This is a genomic window from Candidatus Omnitrophota bacterium (genome assembly GCA_023227985.1).
Taxonomy (GTDB): Bacteria; Omnitrophota; Gorgyraeia; order Gygaellales; family Profunditerraquicolaceae; genus JALOCB01.
The window spans coordinates 1-21,638 of record JALOCB010000022.1; the positions used below are offsets into that span (position 1 = coordinate 1).

Annotated in this window: 18 protein-coding genes, 2 tRNA genes and 1 rRNA gene; all 21 read right to left on the reverse strand. The window is 49.8% G+C overall.

The features are described from left to right. Positions 1 to 258: 258 nt before the first annotated feature. A tRNA-Ala gene (locus tag M0R35_05520) sits at positions 259 to 334 on the reverse strand. Between the two features lie 56 nt (positions 335 to 390). Continuing rightward, positions 391 to 464, reverse strand: a tRNA-Ile gene (locus tag M0R35_05525). Positions 465 to 654: 190 nt separating this feature from the next. Then, positions 655 to 2,234, reverse strand: a 16S ribosomal RNA gene (locus M0R35_05530). A 452-nt stretch (positions 2,235 to 2,686) separates the two neighbouring features. After that, entirely contained in the window at positions 2,687 to 3,889 is a 1,203-nt protein-coding gene (locus M0R35_05535; protein ID MCK9595121.1) for a type II secretion system F family protein, read from the reverse strand. A 17-nt stretch (positions 3,890 to 3,906) separates the two neighbouring features. Next, complete coding sequence (locus M0R35_05540; protein MCK9595122.1) at positions 3,907 to 4,980, reverse strand: HD domain-containing protein; 1,074 nt, start codon at positions 4,978 to 4,980, stop codon at positions 3,907 to 3,909. A gap of 5 nt (positions 4,981 to 4,985) precedes the next feature. Beyond that, entirely contained in the window at positions 4,986 to 6,701 is a 1,716-nt protein-coding gene (locus M0R35_05545) for a GspE/PulE family protein (GenBank protein MCK9595123.1), read from the reverse strand. A 142-nt stretch (positions 6,702 to 6,843) separates the two neighbouring features. Beyond that, on the reverse strand, positions 6,844 to 8,559 hold the full coding sequence (tadA, locus tag M0R35_05550; protein MCK9595124.1) for a Flp pilus assembly complex ATPase component TadA: 1,716 nt from the start codon (positions 8,557 to 8,559) through the stop codon (positions 6,844 to 6,846). Then, positions 8,559 to 9,002: a hypothetical protein gene (locus M0R35_05555; protein MCK9595125.1), complete on the reverse strand. Its 444-nt coding sequence runs from the start codon at positions 9,000 to 9,002 to the stop codon at positions 8,559 to 8,561. Before M0R35_05555 ends, tadA begins: the two co-directional genes overlap by 1 nt. A gap of 85 nt (positions 9,003 to 9,087) precedes the next feature. After that, positions 9,088 to 10,782 carry a TIGR03960 family B12-binding radical SAM protein gene (locus M0R35_05560; GenBank protein ID MCK9595126.1) on the reverse strand — a complete coding sequence of 565 codons (1,695 nt, stop codon included), beginning with the start codon at positions 10,780 to 10,782 and terminating at the stop codon, positions 9,088 to 9,090. 73 nt (positions 10,783 to 10,855) lie between these two features. Next, positions 10,856 to 11,671: a hypothetical protein gene (locus M0R35_05565; protein ID MCK9595127.1), complete on the reverse strand. Its 816-nt coding sequence runs from the start codon at positions 11,669 to 11,671 to the stop codon at positions 10,856 to 10,858. A 371-nt stretch (positions 11,672 to 12,042) separates the two neighbouring features. Then, positions 12,043 to 13,146 (reverse strand): rod shape-determining protein RodA, encoded by a 1,104-nt coding sequence (rodA, locus tag M0R35_05570; GenBank protein ID MCK9595128.1) that lies wholly within the window; start codon positions 13,144 to 13,146, stop codon positions 12,043 to 12,045. After that, positions 13,147 to 14,871: a penicillin-binding protein 2 gene (gene mrdA / locus M0R35_05575; protein MCK9595129.1), complete on the reverse strand. Its 1,725-nt coding sequence runs from the start codon at positions 14,869 to 14,871 to the stop codon at positions 13,147 to 13,149. Further along, positions 14,868 to 15,344: a rod shape-determining protein MreD gene (gene mreD / locus M0R35_05580; protein MCK9595130.1), complete on the reverse strand. Its 477-nt coding sequence runs from the start codon at positions 15,342 to 15,344 to the stop codon at positions 14,868 to 14,870. Before mreD ends, mrdA begins: the two co-directional genes overlap by 4 nt. Then, entirely contained in the window at positions 15,341 to 16,114 is a 774-nt protein-coding gene (gene mreC, locus M0R35_05585; protein ID MCK9595131.1) for a rod shape-determining protein MreC, read from the reverse strand. The genes mreD and mreC overlap by 4 nt, the downstream gene beginning before the upstream one ends. A gap of 6 nt (positions 16,115 to 16,120) precedes the next feature. After that, on the reverse strand, positions 16,121 to 17,194 hold the full coding sequence (locus M0R35_05590) for a rod shape-determining protein (protein MCK9595132.1): 1,074 nt from the start codon (positions 17,192 to 17,194) through the stop codon (positions 16,121 to 16,123). Between the two features lie 100 nt (positions 17,195 to 17,294). Then, a complete protein-coding gene (aroA, locus tag M0R35_05595) occupies positions 17,295 to 18,629 on the reverse strand; it encodes a 3-phosphoshikimate 1-carboxyvinyltransferase (GenBank protein ID MCK9595133.1) in 1,335 nt (444 codons plus the stop codon). After that, a complete protein-coding gene (locus M0R35_05600; GenBank protein ID MCK9595134.1) occupies positions 18,630 to 19,421 on the reverse strand; it encodes a hypothetical protein in 792 nt (263 codons plus the stop codon). Positions 19,422 to 19,688: 267 nt separating this feature from the next. Beyond that, positions 19,689 to 20,621, reverse strand: coding sequence for an RluA family pseudouridine synthase (locus tag M0R35_05605; GenBank protein ID MCK9595135.1), 933 nt, complete (start codon positions 20,619 to 20,621; stop codon positions 19,689 to 19,691). A 4-nt stretch (positions 20,622 to 20,625) separates the two neighbouring features. Next, the gene (gene lspA / locus M0R35_05610) at positions 20,626 to 21,066 is read right to left on the reverse strand and encodes a signal peptidase II (protein ID MCK9595136.1); all 441 of its coding nucleotides are present in this window, start codon (positions 21,064 to 21,066) and stop codon (positions 20,626 to 20,628) included. A 14-nt stretch (positions 21,067 to 21,080) separates the two neighbouring features. After that, on the reverse strand, positions 21,081 to 21,464 hold the full coding sequence (locus M0R35_05615; protein ID MCK9595137.1) for a TraR/DksA family transcriptional regulator: 384 nt from the start codon (positions 21,462 to 21,464) through the stop codon (positions 21,081 to 21,083). Continuing rightward, on the reverse strand, positions 21,445 to 21,638 hold a 194-nt coding region (locus M0R35_05620; GenBank protein ID MCK9595138.1), incomplete at its 5' end, for a hypothetical protein. The genes M0R35_05615 and M0R35_05620, both read right to left, overlap by 20 nt.

Here is a 21,638-nt window from a genome sequence, read left to right on the forward strand (position 1 = left end):
GAGGCAATCGGTGCTTACCCCGTCCTTCATCGCCTCACCTAACCTAGTCATCCGTGCATAGACACTTCGTAGCTTGATCAGATAACTTTCTCGATTAAATTGTAGTTCTACCTTATATCTTGTAGTTGTCAAAGAGCGTAATGCGCAGTTGCCGGCTGAAATTGAAGATAGCTTCAACCGAGACAAAAGAGCGAGTAATTTACGCTATAGTAAGGATATTATCCGAAGTGGCGCCCCATTTTTGCTTGTCGCAAAATTTGGTGGAGGCGACCAGAGTTGAACTGGCGACCCCCTGCTTGCAAAGCAGATGCTCTCCCAGCTGAGCTACGCCCCCAAAGCCTACAGGATTCACTGATTCAACTGCCACGGGCCGGTGCTTTTTAAAAAATATGGGCCCAAGTGGATTCGAACCACTGACCCCAGTCTTATCAGGGCTGTGCTCTAACCAACTGAGCTATGGGCCCGTTTTTGATATAACTTACCCATAGCAACGGATTTCTGTGTAAAGCGATCCTTACCAGAATTTAAATTAAATAGCCAAACCTGAGCGCCATGCGGCGCACGGCATTTACACTCGTAGCATATTGGTTCTTTTTAAAGGAACCACGCCTTCCGAGCGAAACTAAAAATCTCCGAGGTCAGGGAAATTTTTAGAAAGGAGGTGATCCAGCCGCACCTTCCGGTACGGCTACCTTGTTACGACTTAGCGCCAGTCACTGATTTTACCTTCATCCTCAATTGCTTGAAGATTTCAGGTACCCTCAGCTCCCATCGCTTGACGGGCGGTGTGTACAAGGCCCGGGAACGTATTCACGGCGGCGTAGCTGATCCGCCATTACTAGCGATTCCGGCTTCATGGAGTCGAGTTGCAGACTCCAATCTGAACTGGGCCTACTTTTTTGCGATTAGCTCCACCTCGCGGTTTGGCAACGCTTTGTAGTAGGCATTGTAACACGTGTGTAGCCCAAGGCATACAGGCCGTACGGACTTGACGTCATCCCCACCTTCCTCTCGCTTATCGCGAGCAGTCTCTTTAGAGTGCTTTTCTCGGCCTTGCGGCTTTGAAAGTGGCAACTAAAAATGAGGGTTACGCTCGTTGCGGGACTTAACCCAACACCTCACGGCACGAGCTGACGACAGCCATGTAGCACCTGTGCAGGCTCCTGATTTGACAGGTCATCCACCTTTCAGCTTCTTACTTCCTGCATGTCAAGCCTTGGTGAGGTTCTTCGCGTAGCATCGAATTGAACCACATGTTCCACCGCTTGTGCGGGCCCCCGTCAATTCCTTTGAGTTTTAACCTTGCGGTCGTAGTCTTCAGGTGGAGTACTTAACAGGTTACCTTACGGCGCTGAGGGTTTAACCCCCAACACCTAGTACTCATCGTTTACGGCTAGGACTACCAGGGTATCTAATCCTGTTTGCTCCCCTAGCTTTCGCAGCTTAGTGTCAGATATTGGCCAGAGAGCCGCTTTCGCCACTGGTGTTCCTCCAGATATCTACAGATTTCACCCTTACACCTGGAATTCCGCTCTCCTCTCCAATCCTCAAGCAATGTAGTTTTGAAGGCAGTTCTCTGATTGAGTCAGAGCATTTCACCTTCAACTTACAGAGCCACCTACCTGCCCTTTACACCCAGTAAATCCGAGTAACGCTCGCCATCCCCGTATTACCGCGGCTGCTGGCACGGAGTTGGCCATGGCTTCTTCTCTGGGTACCGTCAGTTCCTATATTACTATAGGTAGTTTCTTCCCCATCGAAAGAGGTTTACATACCGAAATACTTCATCCCTCACGCGGCGTCGCATAGTCAGACTTTCGTCCATTGCTAAATATTCTCGACTGCAGCCTCCCGTAGGAGTCGGGGCAGTGTCTCAGTCCCCGTGTGGGTGACCACCCTCTAAGGCCACCTATCCGTCAAAAGCCTTGGTAGGCCGTTACCCTACCAACTAGCTGATAGAACGTGAGCCCATCTATATGCAATCCCTTGCGGGACCTTTACCCGTCCCCCCTTATGAGGGAATGGACACATCCAGTATTACCCTTACTTTCGCGAGGTTATACTTGACATATAGGTAGGTTACTCACGCATTACGCACCCGTTTGCCGCTATATTAAAAACGAATTGGCATCTGCCTTGCGGCTTCAACCTCTCCGTAAATAATATCGCTCGACTTGCATGCCTAATCCACGCCGCCAGCGTTCACTCTGAGCCAGGATCAAACTCTCCAAAAGATAAAAGTTTGTATAAAGGCTCTTATTTACTTTTTCTTAAAACCTCATGTTTTTAAGCTTGGCTATTTAATTATCAAAGAACTGATGTAACCCCTGGCTTTCGCCGCGGGGTCCTTGCCCGGTATTATATATCTGGGCAAAGAAAAACGGCGTCCCGACTTTGCGGGACGCCGTTCGAAATCTATTTGGCGTCTTACGTCGGTAAGACTTTACTGCTCGAAATTTTCAGTCCCTCTTTTCTTATTCTTCACAGGGCCGTTTCAGACCTCTCTTTAGAATTGTGCAAGGAAGAGTAACTATACCACTGAGCTCTAAAATTGTCAAGGACTTTTTTTGATATTTTTTTCCGCGACGGGATCAGTCCCGAATCACCTACGGAGAAGTAAGTATACCTGATATCAAAAAATAATGCAAGCCTTTTTTTAATTATTTTTCAGGCCGCAAACCCGCGGTTATTTGGCGATCAACTCGGTGATCTTGAATATCGGCAGGAAGAGCGCGATGACGATCCCTCCGATGACAACCCCCAGGAAAGCGATGACCAGAGGCTCGATCAGGCTGGTCATCCCGGCCACCGCGGCGTCCACCTGGTCGTCGTAGAAATCCGCGATCTTGGTCAGCATCTTTTCCAACTGCCCGGTCTGCTCCCCCACCCCGATCATTCTGGTGACTATGGGCGGGAAGACCTGGCTTTTGGCCAGGGGCGTGGCAATAGGCTCGCCGTCGCGCACCGCGATCCGGCAGTTCGCCACCGCCTCCTCCACCACTTTATTGCCGGAGGTCTTGCCCACGATGTCCAGGGCGTTCAGGACGGCCACGCCGCTTTTTACCAGCGTGGAGAACGTCCGGGAGAATTTGGCTACCGCAACTTTCTGGAACAAAACGCCCAGCACCGGAAGCTTGAGCAGGGTTTTATCGAAATTGTATTTGCCTTTGGGCGTACTGATATATTTTTTGAAAGCGAACGCGACAACCGCCAGGACAACCGCGCCGTATATAAAATTCTTCCTCACCAGCTCGCTGACCATTATCAGTATCTGGGTCGGCAAAGGCAGCTTGCCTCCCAGCATATCAAAGATTCCCTTGAACGTTGGGACAACCTTGATCAGAAGCACGGCAGTAATCAATAAAGCCATGCATATGACAACCTCCGGATAGACCAGGCTGGAGTTAATCTTGCGCTGCAAAGAAGCGGTCTTTTCCAGGTAAGACGCGAGCCGGTCCAGTATCTCATCGAGCATGCCTGAGGCCTCGCCCGCCCGGCTCATATTTATGAAGAGCTCGGAGAAGACCGTGGGATGTTTGGAGAGCGCGTCGCAGAAGCTCATCCCTGCTTCGATATCCTGGCGTACCGTCATAACAACTGCTTTAAGGCTTTTATTATCGACCTGCTCGCCGAGTATGCCCAGGGCCTGGACCAGCGGGATGCCGGCATCGATCATAGTGGCCAGCTGGCGCGAGAACACCACCAGGTCTTCCATCTTGATCTTGGCCTGGTCCATCTTGAACGCTTTTGCCTTGACCTCTTTAACGGATACTACGGTATAAGACTTGTTATGAAGGATATTGGCGGCTTCAGCATCATTAGGCGCGTCAACCACGCCAACAACCGGCCTGCCGTTATAATCTTTAGCTACGTATTGAAAAGAAGGCATAGTTAGGGCAACCTTTCTTACAGCTCGCTGGCAATACTCAGGAACGCGTCAACCACGTCCGGATCGAATTGTATGCCGGCATTGCGCTCAACTTCCGCTATTGCCTGTTCCGGGGATAAAGGCACTTTCCTATATGAACGGGCCGAGGTCATCGCCTCATAGGCGTCCGCCAGATGGATTATCCGGGCGCCTATGTGTATGTTGTCCCCCTGAAGCCCTTTAGGATAACCTGAACCGTTGAAATGCTCATGATGCTGGCGGACCAGCTCGATCACATCGCTCAGGAAAGTCAAAGGCTCCAGTATCTGCGCGCCTGTTTCCGGATGTTTTCGGATAGTCTCCCACTCTTCCGGGGTAAGCCCTCCGGGCTTGAGCAGTATGGAATCGGATATGCCGATCTTGCCCAGGTCGTGCAAGGCCGCAGCGTCCCGGATCAATTCGTTCTCTTTGATGCTTAAACCCATATTCCTGGCTATGGCCACCGCGTATTTAGCCACGTTCTCGGAATGGCTGTGCGTATAATGGTCCCGCGCGTCGATCGCCTGGGCCAGTGCCCGGATAGTGCGCATATATGTCGAGCGCAGGTCCTCATAAAGCCGGGCGAGGTTTTTGGTCGATTCCTCGATCCGCTTGGCCAAAAGTATGTTCTGTTTCTGCAGGGAATTATTCTGCTCTTTAAGTATGGCGTTGCCCTTGCGTTGGGCGGCCAGTATGGCATGCAGCTCTACCGCCTTGCGGATAATGAAAAATATCTTTTCCCAGTTAAACGGCCGGCTGATGAATTCATATATCCCCATAGAACCGGCCCGCTTGGCCAATTCCGGGTCATCTTTGTCCAGCACCCCTACGATTATGCATTCGGGATTAATTTCCCTGAGCGATTTGGTCAACCGGACCCCCTCGGAATCAGGCTGCTTGTCGAACTTACAAATGACCATATCAAAGCCATTTTCCTTGAAACTGGCTACGGCCGAGGAAAGCGTTGATTCCAGGACCACCGAATAACCGCCTTCGATGATCAAACGCTCGGTCATAGTCCGGATAAGCTCTTCATTATCAATGAACAAAAGAATCCGGTTAAGCGTATCCATTAAGGTTATTCCTCTGTAGTTATCCTTATAGCCTCATCGAGCGTGGTCAACCCCTGCTTTACCTTATTGAACGCGTCATCGCGCAGAGTCTGCATCCCCAGCTCTTTTTGGCAATATTCCTTGATCTGGTCCAATGATTTCTTGTTAATTATCATCTCGCGGATAGTATCATCGATGAGAACCGCTTCCAGAATAGCTATTCTACCATGAAACCCGGTGTTATTGCAATACTTACATCCTTCGGCCTTATAGAATTCCGCATTGCCGGGGAAGCCGATTGTCTTAAGGTATTCCGCAGGGATTTTCACCGGTTGTTTGCATTTAAGGCAGATCTTGCGGCAAAGCCTCTGGGCGCAGACCATAACCAGGCTGGTAGCCACCAGGAACGGTTCCACCCCCATATCCATAAGCCTGGTGATACTGGTAAGCGCGTCATTGGTATGCAGGGTCGAGAAGAACAATTGTCCGGTCAAAGAGGCCTTTATGGCGATATCCGCTGTTTCCGAGTCGCGGATCTCCCCGATCATTATAACATCAGGGCTCTGGCGCAATACCGAGCGCAGGCCGGAAGCGAAATCCAGTCCGATATCCGATTTCACCTGCATCTGGGTGATCCCCTCGATCTGGTATTCCACCGGGTCTTCTATGGTTACGATATTCTTCTCCGGGGTGTTCAGCTGGCTGAGCACGGAATACAGGGTAGTGGACTTCCCCGAGCCCGTAGGCCCGGTAACCAAAAGCATCCCGAAAGGACGGGCGATCGCCTCTTTGAATACTTTATACGGATAATCGGAAAACCCTAACTTGTCCAGGCCTAAAGCCAGGCTGCCCTTATCCAGGATGCGCAGGACGAATTTCTGGCCGAAAGTAGTGGGAAGACTGGAAACGCGGAAATCTATCTCCTTGCTTTCGAACTTCACCCTGAACCTGCCGTCCAAAGGGATGCGGTTCTCGGTGATATTAAGGTTGGAGATTATCTTCAGCCTGGCGATCACCGCGTTCTGGTTCTTTTTAGGCAGGTTTATGACATCGTGCAAAGCGCCGTCAATACGGTACCTGATCCGCAAAACATCCACCTCCGGCTCGATATGTATATCCGACGCACGCCTTTTAAGCGCCTCAGTGAGTATCAGGTCAACCAGCTTGACAATGGTCGGTTTTTCGCTCTCTTTAAGAACGCTGGAAAGGTCGATCTCTTCTGTCTTCAAAAGCTCCACATCCTGCTGCTTGGCGGTTGCGGATGGCAAAGAGTCTTCAGACTTTAATAGCTCTTCCATATCCTGGACCTGGCCGCGATACTGGCTGTCGATGGCCTTTTTTATCTCGTCTTCAGAGCAGAGGACAATATCTATTTCGCATCCGGTGACCACTTTAACGTCATCCAAAGCGAATATATTCAACGGGTCTGACATAGCCACGGTCAGGGTATTGCCAATCTTGGAAAGCGCGATAATATTATACTGCCTGGCCATATGTTCCGGGATAAGATGCGTGATCTCAGAGGCGAATTTATACTTGATAAGATGGAGCGTGGGGATATAAAGGCGGCTGGACAATAAAGCCATCAGATCATCCTCACAGACGATCTTCTCGTCGATAAGCATTCGCCGTAAAGAAACGCCCTTGGCCTTCTGCGCCTGGAGCATCTTTTCCAGCTTGTCCGAGGTGATCAGTTTATTCTTCAGCAACAGTTCAATAAGATTTTCTTTAAGCGATCTCATACTTAGGGGACGGTTCCTCGTATCGCAACCGCCTGTTTAACAACAAGATACGTATGGTCTCATTGCCAAAATTCTTGACAAATGCCTCATCATAACATCTTGTGCTGCAAATAATTAGGAGACAAGGAACCGTCCCCTACTCCTACTCATCTCGGGCGGTGACGCGCAATACCTCTTCCAATGTGGTCTGACCCGCCAGGGCCGCGCGCAAGCCGTCTTCGCGCAAGGTATTCATTCCCTCTTTACGCGCCTGGCGCTTGATCATATGCTCCTGGGCGCCTTTAAGGATCATTTCCCTGATCGATGCCGAAAGGATCAAAACCTCGGCGATGCCCACCCTGCCGCTGTAACCAAGGTTCAGGCAGTGGCTGCATCCTTTGCCCCTGAAGAACTTCGCTTTCTTGGGATCAGGCAGGGCCAACTTCATGTTTTCGATCATTTCAGAGCTTAATGTATATTCCTCTTTGCAGTGAGTACAGACCTTGCGCAGAAGCCTCTGGGCGACCACGCAGACCAGCGATGAATTGATCATATACGGCTCTATGCCCATATTCACCAGCCTTACTATCGAACCGCAGGCTGTGGTCGTATGCAGCGTGGAAAAAACCAGATGACCGGTCAGCGCGCTTTTTATGGCGATATCCACGGTCTCCAGGTCGCGGATCTCCCCGATCATTATTATATTCGGGTCCTGCCTTAATATCGCCCTTAAAGCGCTGGCAAAGGTCAATCCGACATCCTGCCTTACATTTACCTGATTAATCCCTTCCAACTGGTATTCCACCGGGTCTTCCACGGTGACTATGTTCTTTTCCGAGGTATCCACCAACTTTACCATTGAATAAAGCGTGGTGGTTTTTCCCGAGCCTGTGGGCCCGCAAACCAGGATCATCCCGTGCGGCAGTTTTGAAAGCCTGCGCAAAGGATCGGTCACCTCTTTGCTAAAACCGAGTTTGTCTATGTCCAACGTAGCCTGAGTCTTATCCAATATGCGGATAGCGACTTTTTCACCGAAGCTCGAAGGAAGTATGGAGACGCGGAAATCCACCTCTTTACGCTGAAGTTTGGCCTTGAACCTTCCGTCCTGAGGCAGGCGGTGCTCGGCTATATTCAACATTGACATTACTTTTAAGCGGGAAACTATGGACGAGTGCAGGTTCTTCGGCGGGTTCTGGGTCTCCAGGAGCATTCCGTCTATGCGGAAACGCACCCGTACCTTTTTTTCAAAAGGCTCGATCAGTATGTCCGAGGCGCGCCTCTTCACCCCGTCTTCCAGGATAAGGTCGGTGATCTTGATCACCGGCGCTTCCTGGCTCACAGCGCCCAGTTCCATATCCGAAAGGGATTTTTCCTTTTCTTCCTTGACCAGCTCGATGGACGAAACGGACATCTCCTTGACCATATCGCCGATGATATCCTTGGTACTGTCCGGGTAAGCCATATCAATGGCGGCGATTATATCCAGGCTGGAAGAAATGATCGGGTTTATCTTGTAACCGGTAAGCGCCTCCACGTGGTCAATGGCGAATATATTCAAAGGGTCGGCCATAGCCAGGGTGATCGAGTCGCCTATTTTAGATATGGGGATGATCTGGTAAGCGCGGGCGATATTAGCGGGGATTATCTTGATTATCTCCGGGTCCATCCGGAAACGTTTCAAGTCGATCAGCGGCAGGCTTAAGCCCTCGCTCAAAGAAAGGTTTAGGTCGCTCTCCTTGACCATTTTCAGGTCAATAATGATATCGCTGAGTCTTCCGCCTTTTTTTGTCTGGACCTCGATGGCCTCATCAAGCTGGACCTGGCTGATAATACGGTTCTTGATCAGGATCTCGGTCAGGCGGTCTTTTAAAGAAACCATTATTTATAGTATTTTACTATTGCCTTGCGGATATCCGATAAGGTGGAGACAAACACCTGGACATTGCAGCCGGATATCCTTTCCGCTTCTTCAACCGCTTTTTCAAGCAAAGGGTTGTACATCACCAGAGTAAGGCTGTTGCCTATTTTGTCAATGGGGATGAACGCGTATTTCTCGGCGAGGCTGCGCGGTATTATACCGGTGATCTCGGGATTGATCTCGTAACTGCCCAAAGGCAGATAAGGGAACCCGTATTGCACGGTCAAGGCCTGGGCGATATCCTCTTCTTTGGCGCAGCCCATTTCCAGGAGTATCTCACCCAAAAGCCGGTTCGGCTTCCCCTCCTGGACGGCTAAAGCCTTATCCAGATGCGGCCGGTCGAGGACCCCCATATCGATAAGCAATTCGCCGATGTGTTTATTTATTACCTTTTTTAACGGCATAGTAATTTATCCTTATATTAAGACAATTAACAGACAAATTATACCTTGTAACCGCCGGTATGGCAACAGTTTTTAGGGCGGGCGTTTACAGGATGCTCTTTATATCTTCGTATCCTGCCGACAGGAAATCCTGATCGATACCGGGGTCAAGGAACCCCCAGGCCAATGGCTTATTCGCGGAAAACTCCTTAAGGTATTCATTGGGGTCTATCCCGCATTCGCTGAAAGAATCCATCCAGCGTTGAAAATCAAAATGCTCGTCCCAGCCGTCAAACCTGGCCCCTTTTTTGAAGGCGGACAGGATCACGCTGCTTAACCGCCTGTCTCCTCGGGAAAGAACCCCTTCCATAAAACTCATAAAACGGTTGTGAAAAGAAAGTTTTATCCGCCTGTTCCTTAAATGTCCGCGCAAATAGTCCTGCTTGGCCTTCATCTGCTCAAGCCCGAGCATGGCAAACCACTGAAAGCAGGTATGCGGCTTGGGTATCAGGGTATTGATGCTTACGTTCACCTGGGCAGGCCGGCCGCTTACTTTCCGGGAAAGCTCCGAAACCCTGGCGCTGAAATCCAGTATCCTGTCCAAGTCCGGCTCCTGCTCCCCGGGAAGCCCGACCATAAAATAAAGCTTTACGTGCTGATAGCCGGCCCGGAAAGATCCCTCCAAAGTCTTAAAAAAATCGTCTTCGTTAAAATCCTTACCCAGGGCCTCGCGCAATTTAGGGCTGGCTGATTCCGGGGCAAAGGTCAAGCCGCTCTTTTTAATGCTGGCGAGCAATTCCGCCACCTGGCCTAAAGACGTCTTGGGTTTCATCGAAGGCAAAGAAAGGCTCACCCCTTTTTCCTTGAAGAAGCTGACCATTTCCGGCAATATCTCGCCCAGGCCGGGATGATCGCTTACCGACAAGCCGGTCAAAGATATCTCTTCATAGCCGGAAGAGCTATAAAGGCATTTGCTCTGTTCCAGGATAGTCTGGGGTTTGCGCAGGCGCAAAGGGAAATACTGGCTCCTGGCCTGGCAAAAACGGCAGCGGTTCGGGCAGCCGCGCATTACCTCCATAGTGATCCGGTCATGGGTCACCTGGATATACGGCACCATCCATTTATCCGGAAAATGCGCTTTATCCAGGTCAGCCACAAATCTTTTCTGCACTTTCTGCGGTACTCCCAGAATAGGCACATATACCCCGGAAACAGCGGCGAAAATCTTCAACAGGTCCAAACGGCCGAGCCTTCCGGACTTAAACTCATCCTTGCGCCGGCGGTAAAGATCAATGATCTCTAAAACGACATCTTCCCCTTCGCCGAAAACAAAAAGGTCGAAGAATTCATGCATCGGCTCGGGATTCATCACGCAAGGCCCGCCGCCGATGACCAGAGGGTCATCCTTGCCCCTATCCTTACTCTTCAAGGATATTCCAGCCAGGTCCAGTATATTCAAAACATTCGTGTACCCCAACTCATAGCCCAGAGAAAAACCAAGCAGATCGAACTCATTCAGCGGCTTGCCGGATTCCAGAGAAGGCAATTTAAGGCGGTTATCCCGGAGGATCTTCTCCATATCGCCTGCAGGCGCGAAGACCCGCTCGCAAACAACATCATCGATCTTATTCAACAAAGAATAAAGTATACGCAGCCCCAAGTTACTCATCCCCAGCTCATACATATCCGGGAACGACAAAGCGAACTTCACCGCCGCCTTATCTATATCCTTCTTCGACACATTCCATTCCTGCCCGATATACCTGGCAGGCTTCTGCAACCCTAATAGAAATTCTTCCATTTTTCCTTTTTATTATCGCCGATGTACTCTGGCGGCTTTCGCGATTACAGTAAAAATTCACCAGGTATCATACTCAGCTCTGACTCTTAGGCTTAAGAGGCATAGATTGCCATCTTATTACAAGCTCTTTTAGTTTTTCTTTGTGATAATTATTTAGCCAATAATACTTTTGTAGTATTTTTAGGGTTTTTAAAGAACTTGTTTTTTTCTCAAAATATTCTATCGAATTTATTATGAACGTACCAATTTTATTTGTTAAACGCTTGCCTTCTTTCTTGCTCATAGAAAACAAAGGAAAATAAATATTAAAAAACCATAAACCATCCTTATCTTGATTAATAATTATCTGATTGTGATCTAACCTTATAATATCCATTGCTAACTTGTTTTCAATTAAAATCCTCGGGGAAGAAGCTACCCTCTCCTCCAACTCCACTGCGGTTATATATGCATTGCTATATATGAACAGTCCTGATTTATTTATATAAGGCCTTTGAAAGTACGATCCCGTTGCTATTCCGCCTCTTACCAATAACTTAAAACTTAACATGAACTTCAACAAAAATCTTGAAACTAAAATAAAGAATTGCTTTTTTACAACTCTAATTCTATTATCCTTGGGAAGCCCAAAGTAATTGCCGTTGTTAAACTGTTTGAGATCAAATGTAATAATTATAGAGTCGCTTAACATTATAAAACTGATTGCCTTTTTAAGCTTATTTAAATCTCCCGGCGGTTTTTCTTTTGCTGCTAACAAACTTTGTTTTAGAATATTAGAAATTTTTTTATAGCATTCTTGGGGAGACATCACTCTGTTTTTTATAAAATCCGAGTAACCAAGAATATCCAAATAACAGACTATGCATTCATTTGAATCGACCTTTTTCATTTTTCTCTCACCCTTATGAACAACTAACCTTGGCTTATTAGCAACCGCAGGTGACGAGGCTTGTTTCAAGTATATTCTCTAAATGTCCTCTGGCGGTATTTTGAGCGAATGGAGATTTTAGCCAAAGGAGCTTGAGTATTTTCGGAAATCCCGGTGGAGCGATAGCGACAACACCGGGACAGCGAAGCTGTTAAGGAGCATTTGTCAGAACAAATGCGACGAGTTCTGCAGCTGCCGAAAATGCGAAAGACCTTTGGCGTCCGCCTACGGCGGAAAATCGACCCTGAGCGAAAAAACCGCCAGAGGCATTGGCAAAGAATCTCACAGTGCGCGAAGCAAAGCCACAAAACAAACAGGGCAAGACGCCGCGATCAAAATACTGCTCTTGTCTTGTTTATATTCGCCAGCATACCAAGGGCGGCAAACGTCACGATGACCGACGACCCGCCGTAGCTCATCAGCGGAAGCGGTATGCCCACAACCGGCGCAAGCCCCAGGTTCATAGCGATATTGACCGCTATCTGCATCCCCAGCATAAGCGCGATACCCAAAGACAATAGCCGGCCGAAATGATCGCTGGTCTTCTCCGCGATGACAATAGCCTGCCGGATCAAAAGGTAATACAGGAATATCAGGACCATCCCTCCCAAAAATCCCCATTCCTCGGTGAATGTCGAAAAGACAAAATCCGTATGCGCCTCCGGCAGGAAGCGCAACTGGCTCTGCGTCCCGGAAAGCCAACCTTTCCCAAAAAATCCCCCTGAGCCTATGGCGATCTTCGCCTGAATAATGGTATATCCGGCTCCCAGAGGGTCAATGTTGGGATTCAAGAAAACCATCACCCTTTCCTTCTGATAGTCCCTCATATGGTTCCAGACAACCGGCGCGGCAAAGGCCAGTATTGCCAGAAGCATGAACGCGTACTTCACCCGGATCTTGCTCAAGAAAAGCATTCCCAAGAATATCAGGAAAACCATTGCCCCGCTGCCCAGATCCGGCTGCTCGATTATAAAACACACCGGTATGGCCACAAAAATGAACGGCAATATCAACGCCCGGAATAAACCGAAGCTCCCTGCTTTCAGGGCGATATCATCCACTGATTTCGCGCTAAAATACCTGGACAGGAAGATCACCATAACCAGTTTTGCTGCCTCTGACGGCTGAAAGTTGAACCAGGCGAACCTCAACCAACGCTGCGCTCCCAACCGGACGATGCCCAACACGAAAACCAGCACCAACAGCACAACCATAATCCAGTATAAAACATTTGTCACGTCCCAGACCCTGCGGTAATTCAGGTTCGAGAACAACTGAAAAATAACAATGCCTATGACTATCCAGAGGATCTGCCTCTGGTAGGTATTCTGCCAGAGATCGCCTTCCTTGCGGTATGTGCTGCTGTATATCGAAAGCACTCCCAGTATGCAGATCAACAGCGCGATGATAAATATTTTAAGGCCGACATTCCTCACTTATCCCGCTCCTTCTGCCAGTCCTTCAAAGGCCATTGACCTTATTATATCCGCGCACAGGCCGACGGATGCGGTGCCCGCTCCCGCGCGCTCCAGGAATACGCAAATAACATACTTCGGTTGTTTAGAAGGCCAGAATCCGATAAACCATCCATGCGCGGCTCCGCCCGGAGCCTGGGCTGTGCCGGTCTTGCCGGAAACCTCCACCGGAAGGCGCGCCAATGCCCCGGCGGTGCCTGAAGGATCGCTGACCGCTTCCCTTAACCCCTGCCTGATAATGCTGACCGTATTCGCCTTGAGGTGCGCTGAGGAGATCTTCCGGTGAGAAGAACTCACATCCTGCCCGTCTATAGCCTTGATAAGATAAGGCGTGACCAGTTTGCCTTTATTGGCAAAGACCGCGACCATCCGGCACATATTCAACGGAGTGACTAAAAGCTCGCCCTGGCCTATTGAAAGATTCGCGGTATCGCCGTTATACCAGTTCTGAAAACGATAGATCTTCTTCCAGAACGGGTCCGGTATAAAGCCGCCGTACTCATAAGGAAGCTCAATGCCCGTAGGCCCGGACAGCCCCAGCCGGACCGCGTAATCATGGATCTGCTGCGGCCCGACAAGTAACCCCGTCCGGTAAAAAAAGATGTTGCAGGAATGCGCCAGCGCCTGGACCACGTTCTGCTGGCCGTGGACATGCATGCAATTGAACTGCCGTTGCCCTATTTCAATATCACCCGAGCATTTAAAAGAGGTGTTCCGGTTTATCTTAAGAGTATCCAGACCAGCGGCAGCTACCGCCGGCTTAAAGGTTGAGCCAGCCGGATACAATCCGCTGATCGCCCGGTTCACAAACGGCGAGCCGGGATCGCTGACCAGGTCTTCGATAAGGCGTTTGGATTTACGGATGAATACGTTCGGATCAAAGTCAGGGTAACTGGCCAGCGCGAAGATCTGGCCGCTGTCAGGGTCCATTATGACCACGCAGCCCTTCCTGCCGCTGAGTTTATCCTCTACTATCTTCTGTATCCTGATATCCAGGGTCAACTGCAGGTCTTTCCCGCTCTGCCCCGGCCTGTATCCTAACACGCGCATAAACCGGCCGCGATGGTCGACCTCTACCGACAAACCGCCGTCCTCCTGGCGCAGGTAATAATCGTATTTTTCCTCAACCCCTCCAAACCCGACCATATCCCGGGTCTTATATCCGTAATCAGCCAGCTTGGTCAAACGCCAGCGGTCGATCTCGTTGATATACCCGATGGCGTGCGCGGCAAGCCTGCCGTAAGGATACGCCCTTAAAGTGCTGGGCTGGATCATCACGCCGTCAAGGTCGAATTTCATCTCCTCCACCGCCACAGCCTTCTTAATGTCGATATTGCTTAACAGGGTTACCGGAGCGGTCGGCCCGATATAACCGGAGCGGAAACGCTTTTTCAGATCGGTAAAGCTGACATCGATGATCTTAGAAAGCGCCAGAAGCGTCGCCGCGGGCTCTTGGACATCCTGAGGCAGGATTACCAGGTCATAAGATATCTTGTTGCCGACCAGAATATTCCCCCTGCGGTCCAGTATATTGCCCCGGCTGCCTGACTGAGGTATAAGCCTGATACAATTCTTATCGCTGAGGTCCCGGTATTTACGCCCCTGAACCACCTGCGTGTTCAACAGGCTCAGCGCCAGGAAAAGAAAAACGACTATAGCCAGGGAATTAAATACTTTGATCCTCATAATCTGCGGATTATCTTTTTTATCGGGCGCAAGAGCACGAACATAACAATCGAGGTGTATAACGCGCCCAGGATGGAAACGCGGAAAAATACCGGATATGACACGAGATCGTTCATATACACCGATAACAACCTGACCAATCCGTCATAAACTATCGAGGATAGAAAAACGACCACGCTGCAGGATGTATTATTCTCGATGGTCAGGCGTTTGTTGAGCTGGATGATCAGGAAAGCCACCACCGGAAAGAACAGCGAGCTCATCCCGAAGCTGCCGGCGGTAAAGACATCCTTGAGGATGCCGGCAAAAAGGCTGAAAAACAAAGCCCAGCCGAATTCAAAATATATCCCGGCGACGACCACGCTGATCAACAACAGGTCGGGCTTGACCCCGAATAAGCGCAAAGGCTCCGAGATACCGACCTGGATGAACGCCAGCCCCAGGATCAACAGCGAAAATCTCAAATTCCTCATGGAATGATCACCAGCACTTCTTCCAGAGCAGACAGATTCACCGCCGGTTTGATCACCGCGAAACTGGCCAGGCCGGAATATTCCCGGCTGATATCGGTGACCGTGCCGATCAATATGCCTTTCGGGTATATATCCGTGAGCCCCGAAGTAAGCACCGGATCGCCAACCTTGACGTCGCAATCCTTAGGCAGGTATTTCATCAAAAGAGAGCCCCCCAGCGATCCGCAAACCAGCCCTTCCTGCCGGCTGCGCTGATCTATCGCTGAAACGCTCAAGGACGAATCAGTAAGAAGCATTACCTTGCAGTAATTGGAATCGACCTCCACCACCCTGCCGGCCAGGCCCAGGAAATTTATGCAGACAAACCCTTTGCGGATCCCGGAATCAAGCCCTTTATTAATGATAATGGAAGAGGACCAGTTAGACGGGTCCCTGCCGATCACCCGGGCGGCGATCACTTTATAATCCAGGCTGCGCTTTATCGACAGCAGTTCTTCCAGCCTCTTATTCTCCTGGTAAACCTCGGCGGAATCATATACCTTCTTGCGCAAAAAATCCAACTCAGCACTGAGCCTCTGCGCCTGGACCATATTCCGGTGGTAAAAAACCATCCCGGACAATTCGCGGCCCACGGCGCTAAAGACACTTACCGGATACGCGAGGACATTCAATAAAGGCCGTCTGACTGAAGGGATAATGCTGGAAAGCAAAACAAGGAAAGAAATACCTGTTACCGCGAGGATTATGCTTTTATTTTTGGCTTTAAACACATCTTTTTAGAAATGCAGTTCGGATTTAACCGGAACAGTCACACGTTTAAGGTAATGCATCTCATCCAGGACCTTGCCCGTGCCGCAGACCACTGCGGTAAGCGGGTCATCTGCCACATGCACCGGCAACCCGGTCTCCTCGGATATCAATTTATCTATGCCTTTCAGGAGCGAACCGCCTCCGGCCATGACAATGCCGTGCTCGATCAAGTCGGCGGATAATTCCGGCGGCGTCCTTTCCAAAGACATCTTGGTCGCTTCAAGTATCGCGCGCAAAGGCTCCTGCAAAGCGCCCCTGATCTCTTCTGATGTGATAGTCACCGCTTTAGGCAATCCGGTGACCAGATCGCGCCCCTTGACCTCCATAGGCAGCTCTTCTTCCAAAGGATAGGCTGAACCTATCTTCATCTTTATCTGTTCAGCGGTACGTTCGCCGATCATCAGGTTATAGGTTTTTTTCAGGTATTCGATTATGGCCTGATCCATCTCGTCGCCGCCAATGCGTATGGACTTGGAAAAAACTATGCCGGCAAGCGAAATGACCGCGATCTCCGTGGTCCCGCCTCCGATATCGATTATCATATTGCCTATCGGCTCCTGTATGGGCAGGCCCACGCCGATCGCCGCCGCCATCGGCTCTTCGATCAAAAAGACCTCGCGCGAACCGGCGCGCTCGGCCGATTCCTTGACCGCGCGCTTCTCCACCTCGGTTATGCCCGAAGGTATAGCTATAAGTATTCTCGGCCTTACCCGGAAACGGCGATGATGCACCTTCTCAATGAACATCCTCAACATAGTCTCGGTTATTTCAAAATCGGCGATCACGCCGTCTTTCATCGGCCTGATTGCCACGATATTGCCCGGGGTTCGGCCAAGCATGCGCTTGGCTTCCTCGCCGACAGCCAGGACATGCGAAGTGCCCCTGACCACCGCGACTACCGACGGCTCGCACAGGACAACGCCTTCTCCTTTAACATAAATAAGGGTAGAGGCGGTGCCCAGGTCAATGCCGATGTCATTAGGCAAAAGGCCCAGGATATAATTAAAAATGTTCCCTATTAACTTTTTGAGTTTGCCCATCATATTAGGCTCCTTGAATAAGCGCTATTAAGATTGGTCGGATATGTAAAGTCAATTCTATCAGAGATTAAAATATATGTCAAACAAAATGTTATGCCTTTTAACCGGTAACCAAAGATCTGAGGGCAGCCGTAAAGCCGGGGAAAGATTTATTTACGCAGTTCATATCGTCTATTTCGGTCAGGCCGCTGGCGGCCAGGCCTGCTACCGCCGCGCTCATAGCGGTGCGGTGATCGGAAAAGCTCTTCAGGCGGGCGCCGGTCAGGCAACCTTTTCCTATTATGACTATATCCTCCCTGCGCCCCTTCTTTACCAAACGCGATACCGCTCCCATTGCCTTAAGGCCAACCAGCATGGAATTTATCCGGTCGGTCTCTTTAACCCGCAATTCTTCCACTCCGGTAAATACGGTCTTGCCGCGGGCAAATGCCGCTGCCACCATTAAGACCGGCAATTCGTCAATTAAAGACGGGATCTCTTCCTTTTTTACTACTGCGCCTTTTAAAACGCGGCTTTTCACTGTTATATTCCCCATAGGCTCGGTTGAATAACGGCATTTGACCGGGGAAATCTTGATATCCGCGCCCATCCTTTTCAGGGCCTTGATCATCCCCATCCGCGACGGATTCAGGCTGACTTTCTCAAACATAGCCCGGGAACCCGGAAGTATTGAGGCCAGGACAATGAAAAAGGCGGCTGAGGATATATCCCCGGGGATGAACACCTCTCCCGGAGAAACCAGCGGTTTCGCGCCTTTTAACGATATATTCCTGCCTTTGACCTTTATCCCCGCCTTGAAGAATTCAAGCATTTTTTCCGTATGATCGCGCGTCTTTACCGGCTCGATCAGGCGGGTAACGCCGTTAACATATAACCCGGCCATAAGAAGCGCGGATTTTACCTGGGCCGAGGCAACAGGTATCCTGTAAGTTATCGGCTTCAGGCTCGCGACTTTTACGCTGACCGGGGGGTATTCATCCTTCGCCCCACGACAGGCGCAGCCGGCTAAGCGGGCGGACATTCGGCGCAACGGCGCGATCACCCGCAACATCGGCCTGCGGGAAAGCGATCTGCCGGCGCAAAGCTTAGAAGGGAAATCCTGCCCGGATAAAACCCCGAGCAGCAGGCGGTAAGTAGTCCCGGACTCTTCAATAAAAATAGGACTTTCCGGTTTTTTCAAACCAAAAAGTCCTTTGCCGTATATTGATACGCAGTTCCGCTTCGAATCGCGGACGCTCTTTATCCCCAGCCTGCGGAAAACTTCAAGAGTCGCCAGGCAGTCTTTATTCGCCGGAAAATTGCGGACCACGGTCCTGCCCCGGCATAAGGCGCCGAGTATTATTGCCCGGTGGGCTATGGATTTATCCCCGGGCAATGTAAGTTTTCCTTTTACCGCCCGGATCCCGGATAAACCTCTTATTCTAAAAGGCCGCATTTAGCTTTTTAGTTCAACCCGGTCGCCTTCAGCGATCTTTACTTTTACCGCGTCAGAACCAAAACCGGCAGCTGACATCGCCTCATGAACCTTCTCGACCTTTAACTCGCCGATGTTCTTATTATTATGGAATACCGTAAAAACGCTTCCGGCGGCAAGCTTATCCTTGGCCCCCAGGTTTATGACCGCGAAGTTGTAATCTTTATTAACCACCAGGACCCGCCCTTCCAACTTGACTGCGGCGGACTTCTTTGAAGCCTTCGCTTCCGGATTGACTATGATAGTCCCTAAGGCCACATCCCCGAATTTCGCCTCGTAATTCTTTACTTTCTTCTCCAAGTCTATTTTCTGCGATTCCAGGTTCTTTAGCTGATTATCCATCTCAACCACCCTGGCTTCCATTTCCTTCAGCGCGCTTTCTGAGTCAGACAGCTTCTTTTGCAGTTCGCCTTTCACGCCGAATTCTTTTTCCAGGTCTGCCTTTATCTGATTCAATTGGGCCAGAGCAGCTTCTTTCTCGGATTTTTCTTTATCCAGGCTGCCTCGTATCGTCCCTAATCTCATTTCCGCATCTCTGACGCTTGACTGCAGGCTGCTGATCTTGACTCTCGATTCATCCAGATCCAACAGCGTGGAGTTATGTTTAGCGGTCAATTCCTGAAGCTGCTGGTCAAGCTCGAAATTCTTCTTTTTAGCCTGGGTTAAAGAATAAAATGTCCCGCCTGCCAGGGCCAGCGAGATGACGATTAAACCAATAAGTATAAAAACCGCGTTATTTTTCTTCTCTTCCATTCCTCAGCCTCCTTGAGTACGAACTCAACACCAACCTTTCCAATTAGGTTGGGTGTCAATTCCCAGAACTCAACACCAACCTTTCCAATTAGGTTGGGTGTCAATTCCCAGAACTCAACACCAACCTTACTGACGCAGAAGCGACATACCCGCCATTCCATTATGGCGGAGTGCTATTAGGTTGGGCGGATATTATTTGCCTTAACACCCAATCTTATAAGGCTTACCGACCCTTGAAAACCTAATATAACACTCCGGTTTAAAAAATCAAGCCTTTTTTTTAATAACCTCTTTCTTTTCAATTAATTCGGTGAATTCCACGGGGATAGCGCAGGAGAATTCCAGGGATTTTCCGCTGACCGGATGGACAAACCCTAAAACCCTGGCGTGCAAGGCCAAACGCGGGAATTCATTGTTGCGGCCGTACTTACGGTCGCCCAATATAGGATGCCCGACATAAGAAAGATGCACCCTTAACTGGTGCGTCCTGCCGGTAAAAGGCTCAAGTTCAAGGAAGCTGTATTCCTTTGTCCGTTTCAAGGCGCGGTAACGGGTCCGGGCATAACGGCTGTTCTTTCCGTAATTGACCGCCATCGCCTCTCTGCGCTGCGGATCCCGGGCTATCGGCAGTTCAATTACGTTCTCTTCAAATTCCATCTTCCCTTTTACCAGGGCTACGTACCGGCGCTTAATGCTGTGCTCGGCAAATTGCTTGGCCAGGCCCAGATGGCTGACATTATTCTTGGCGATGACCAAAAGCCCGGAAGTCTCTTTATCCAAACGATGCACTATGCCCGCCCTTTCCGGGTTTATATCCGAAAGGGATTTAAAACGATGCATCAGGGCGTTGACCAGGGTGTGTTCGCGGTTGCCCGGGGCAGGATGCACCACTAACCCGCCGGGTTTATTTATGACCGCCAGGTCATTGTCCTCATAGACAACTTCAAGCGGGATATCTTCCGCGCAAACGCTGGAAGGCTTTTTTTCTTCTATCGCGACCAGGTAAACATCCCCGGCCTTTACTTTCTGATGCGCTTTCTTGGCCGGTTCTCCGGATAAAATAACGCAGCCCGAATCTATAAGGCTCTTCACGGCTGTCCGGGATAACCCCAGCTTCTCCCCAAGAAAAAAATCCAATAGGAAGATATCCAGCCTTTTGCCCGCGTCTTCAGGTTGAACGGTCAAATTATATTCTTGCATAATCTTACTTGGTTTTAGGCCCTTTCAACAATGTCCAGCCCAATAATACCGCGCCCACAGTGATCGCGCTGTCCGCGACATTAAAGACCGGCCAGATCCGGAAATCCAGGAAATCGATAACATAACTGTAAAAGATCCGGTCGATGAGGTTTCCCAGCGCGCCGGCAAGGACCAACCCCAGCGATATCCTGTATAAGGAAAACTTTTTCCCTCCCGGGCTATGCCTGAGATTCACATAGATCAGCCAGATAGCGAAAAAGGTGGTGCATATCAAAAGCGGAACCTGGTTGCGCAGCAGGCCGAACGCCGCCCCCCGGTTATGCACCAGGGTGATATGGAAAATGTTCTTGATTACAGGGATAGACTGATTTAAATAAAGGCTGCGACAGGCTATTAGTTTGGATAGCTGGTCTAAGACCAGTATTAAAGATATGATTATTATCATCAAAAAAGAGCCGGTTATTTTTTTTCTCTTTTTTGCTGGCACTTTACGCAAAGACGGGCATAAGGCAGGGCCTTAAGCCTGGTTTTGGTGATCCAATCCTTACAATCTTCGCAAACGCCATAAGTGCCTTCTTCGATGCGCTTTAACGCGTCTTCCAATTCGTATATAAGCTCGCGCTCGCTGGAAGCGATGCCCAGGGAGAACTCGCGATCATATGTATCCGTGGCCACATCGGCCATATGATAGGTATAACCCGATATATCGCCGGAGGCGTCTTTCTGCGACTGCTTAAGCGTATCCGCGGAAATATGGTTGATGTTATCCAGAACCTCGCCTTTTCTTTTAGCAATCAGCTTCTTGTAATCGCCGAGCTCTTTCTTAGTGAGTTTCTTTTTCAATGTCTTTTCCTCCGGTGGTCTCTTGGGTTTGCGAGCTCAACACAACCGCCAGGCATTTATCGCATATCCGGTTGTGCGTGGGATCCCGTCCTACGGACTGTGAATAATTCCAACAGCGTTCGCATTTGGTTCCGTCGGCCTTAAGCGCCTGAAAAGCGATGTCGGGATAATTAG

What these genes read in the sequence shown, in the direction of transcription:
- tadA (MCK9595124.1), bottom strand. Translation starts at nt 8,559, where the DNA reads ATGGTTTCTTTAAAAGACCGCCTGACCGAGATCCTGATCAAGAACCGT.
- M0R35_05560 (MCK9595126.1), bottom strand. Translation starts at nt 10,782, where the DNA reads ATGGAAGAATTTCTATTAGGGTTGCAGAAGCCTGCCAGGTATATCGGG.
- M0R35_05555 (MCK9595125.1), bottom strand. Translation starts at nt 9,002, where the DNA reads ATGCCGTTAAAAAAGGTAATAAATAAACACATCGGCGAATTGCTTATC.
- M0R35_05590 (MCK9595132.1), bottom strand. Translation starts at nt 17,194, where the DNA reads ATGGGCAAACTCAAAAAGTTAATAGGGAACATTTTTAATTATATCCTG.
- M0R35_05545 (MCK9595123.1), bottom strand. Translation starts at nt 6,701, where the DNA reads ATGAGATCGCTTAAAGAAAATCTTATTGAACTGTTGCTGAAGAATAAA.
- M0R35_05540 (MCK9595122.1), bottom strand. Translation starts at nt 4,980, where the DNA reads ATGGATACGCTTAACCGGATTCTTTTGTTCATTGATAATGAAGAGCTT.
- mreD (MCK9595130.1), bottom strand. Translation starts at nt 15,344, where the DNA reads ATGAGGAATTTGAGATTTTCGCTGTTGATCCTGGGGCTGGCGTTCATC.
- M0R35_05565 (MCK9595127.1), bottom strand. Translation starts at nt 11,671, where the DNA reads ATGAAAAAGGTCGATTCAAATGAATGCATAGTCTGTTATTTGGATATT.
- mrdA (MCK9595129.1), bottom strand. Translation starts at nt 14,871, where the DNA reads ATGAGGATCAAAGTATTTAATTCCCTGGCTATAGTCGTTTTTCTTTTC.
- M0R35_05535 (MCK9595121.1), bottom strand. Translation starts at nt 3,889, where the DNA reads ATGCCTTCTTTTCAATACGTAGCTAAAGATTATAACGGCAGGCCGGTT.
- aroA (MCK9595133.1), bottom strand. Translation starts at nt 18,629, where the DNA reads ATGCGGCCTTTTAGAATAAGAGGTTTATCCGGGATCCGGGCGGTAAAA.
- M0R35_05605 (MCK9595135.1), bottom strand. Translation starts at nt 20,621, where the DNA reads ATGCAAGAATATAATTTGACCGTTCAACCTGAAGACGCGGGCAAAAGG.
- lspA (MCK9595136.1), bottom strand. Translation starts at nt 21,066, where the DNA reads ATGATAATAATCATATCTTTAATACTGGTCTTAGACCAGCTATCCAAA.
- M0R35_05600 (MCK9595134.1), bottom strand. Translation starts at nt 19,421, where the DNA reads ATGGAAGAGAAGAAAAATAACGCGGTTTTTATACTTATTGGTTTAATC.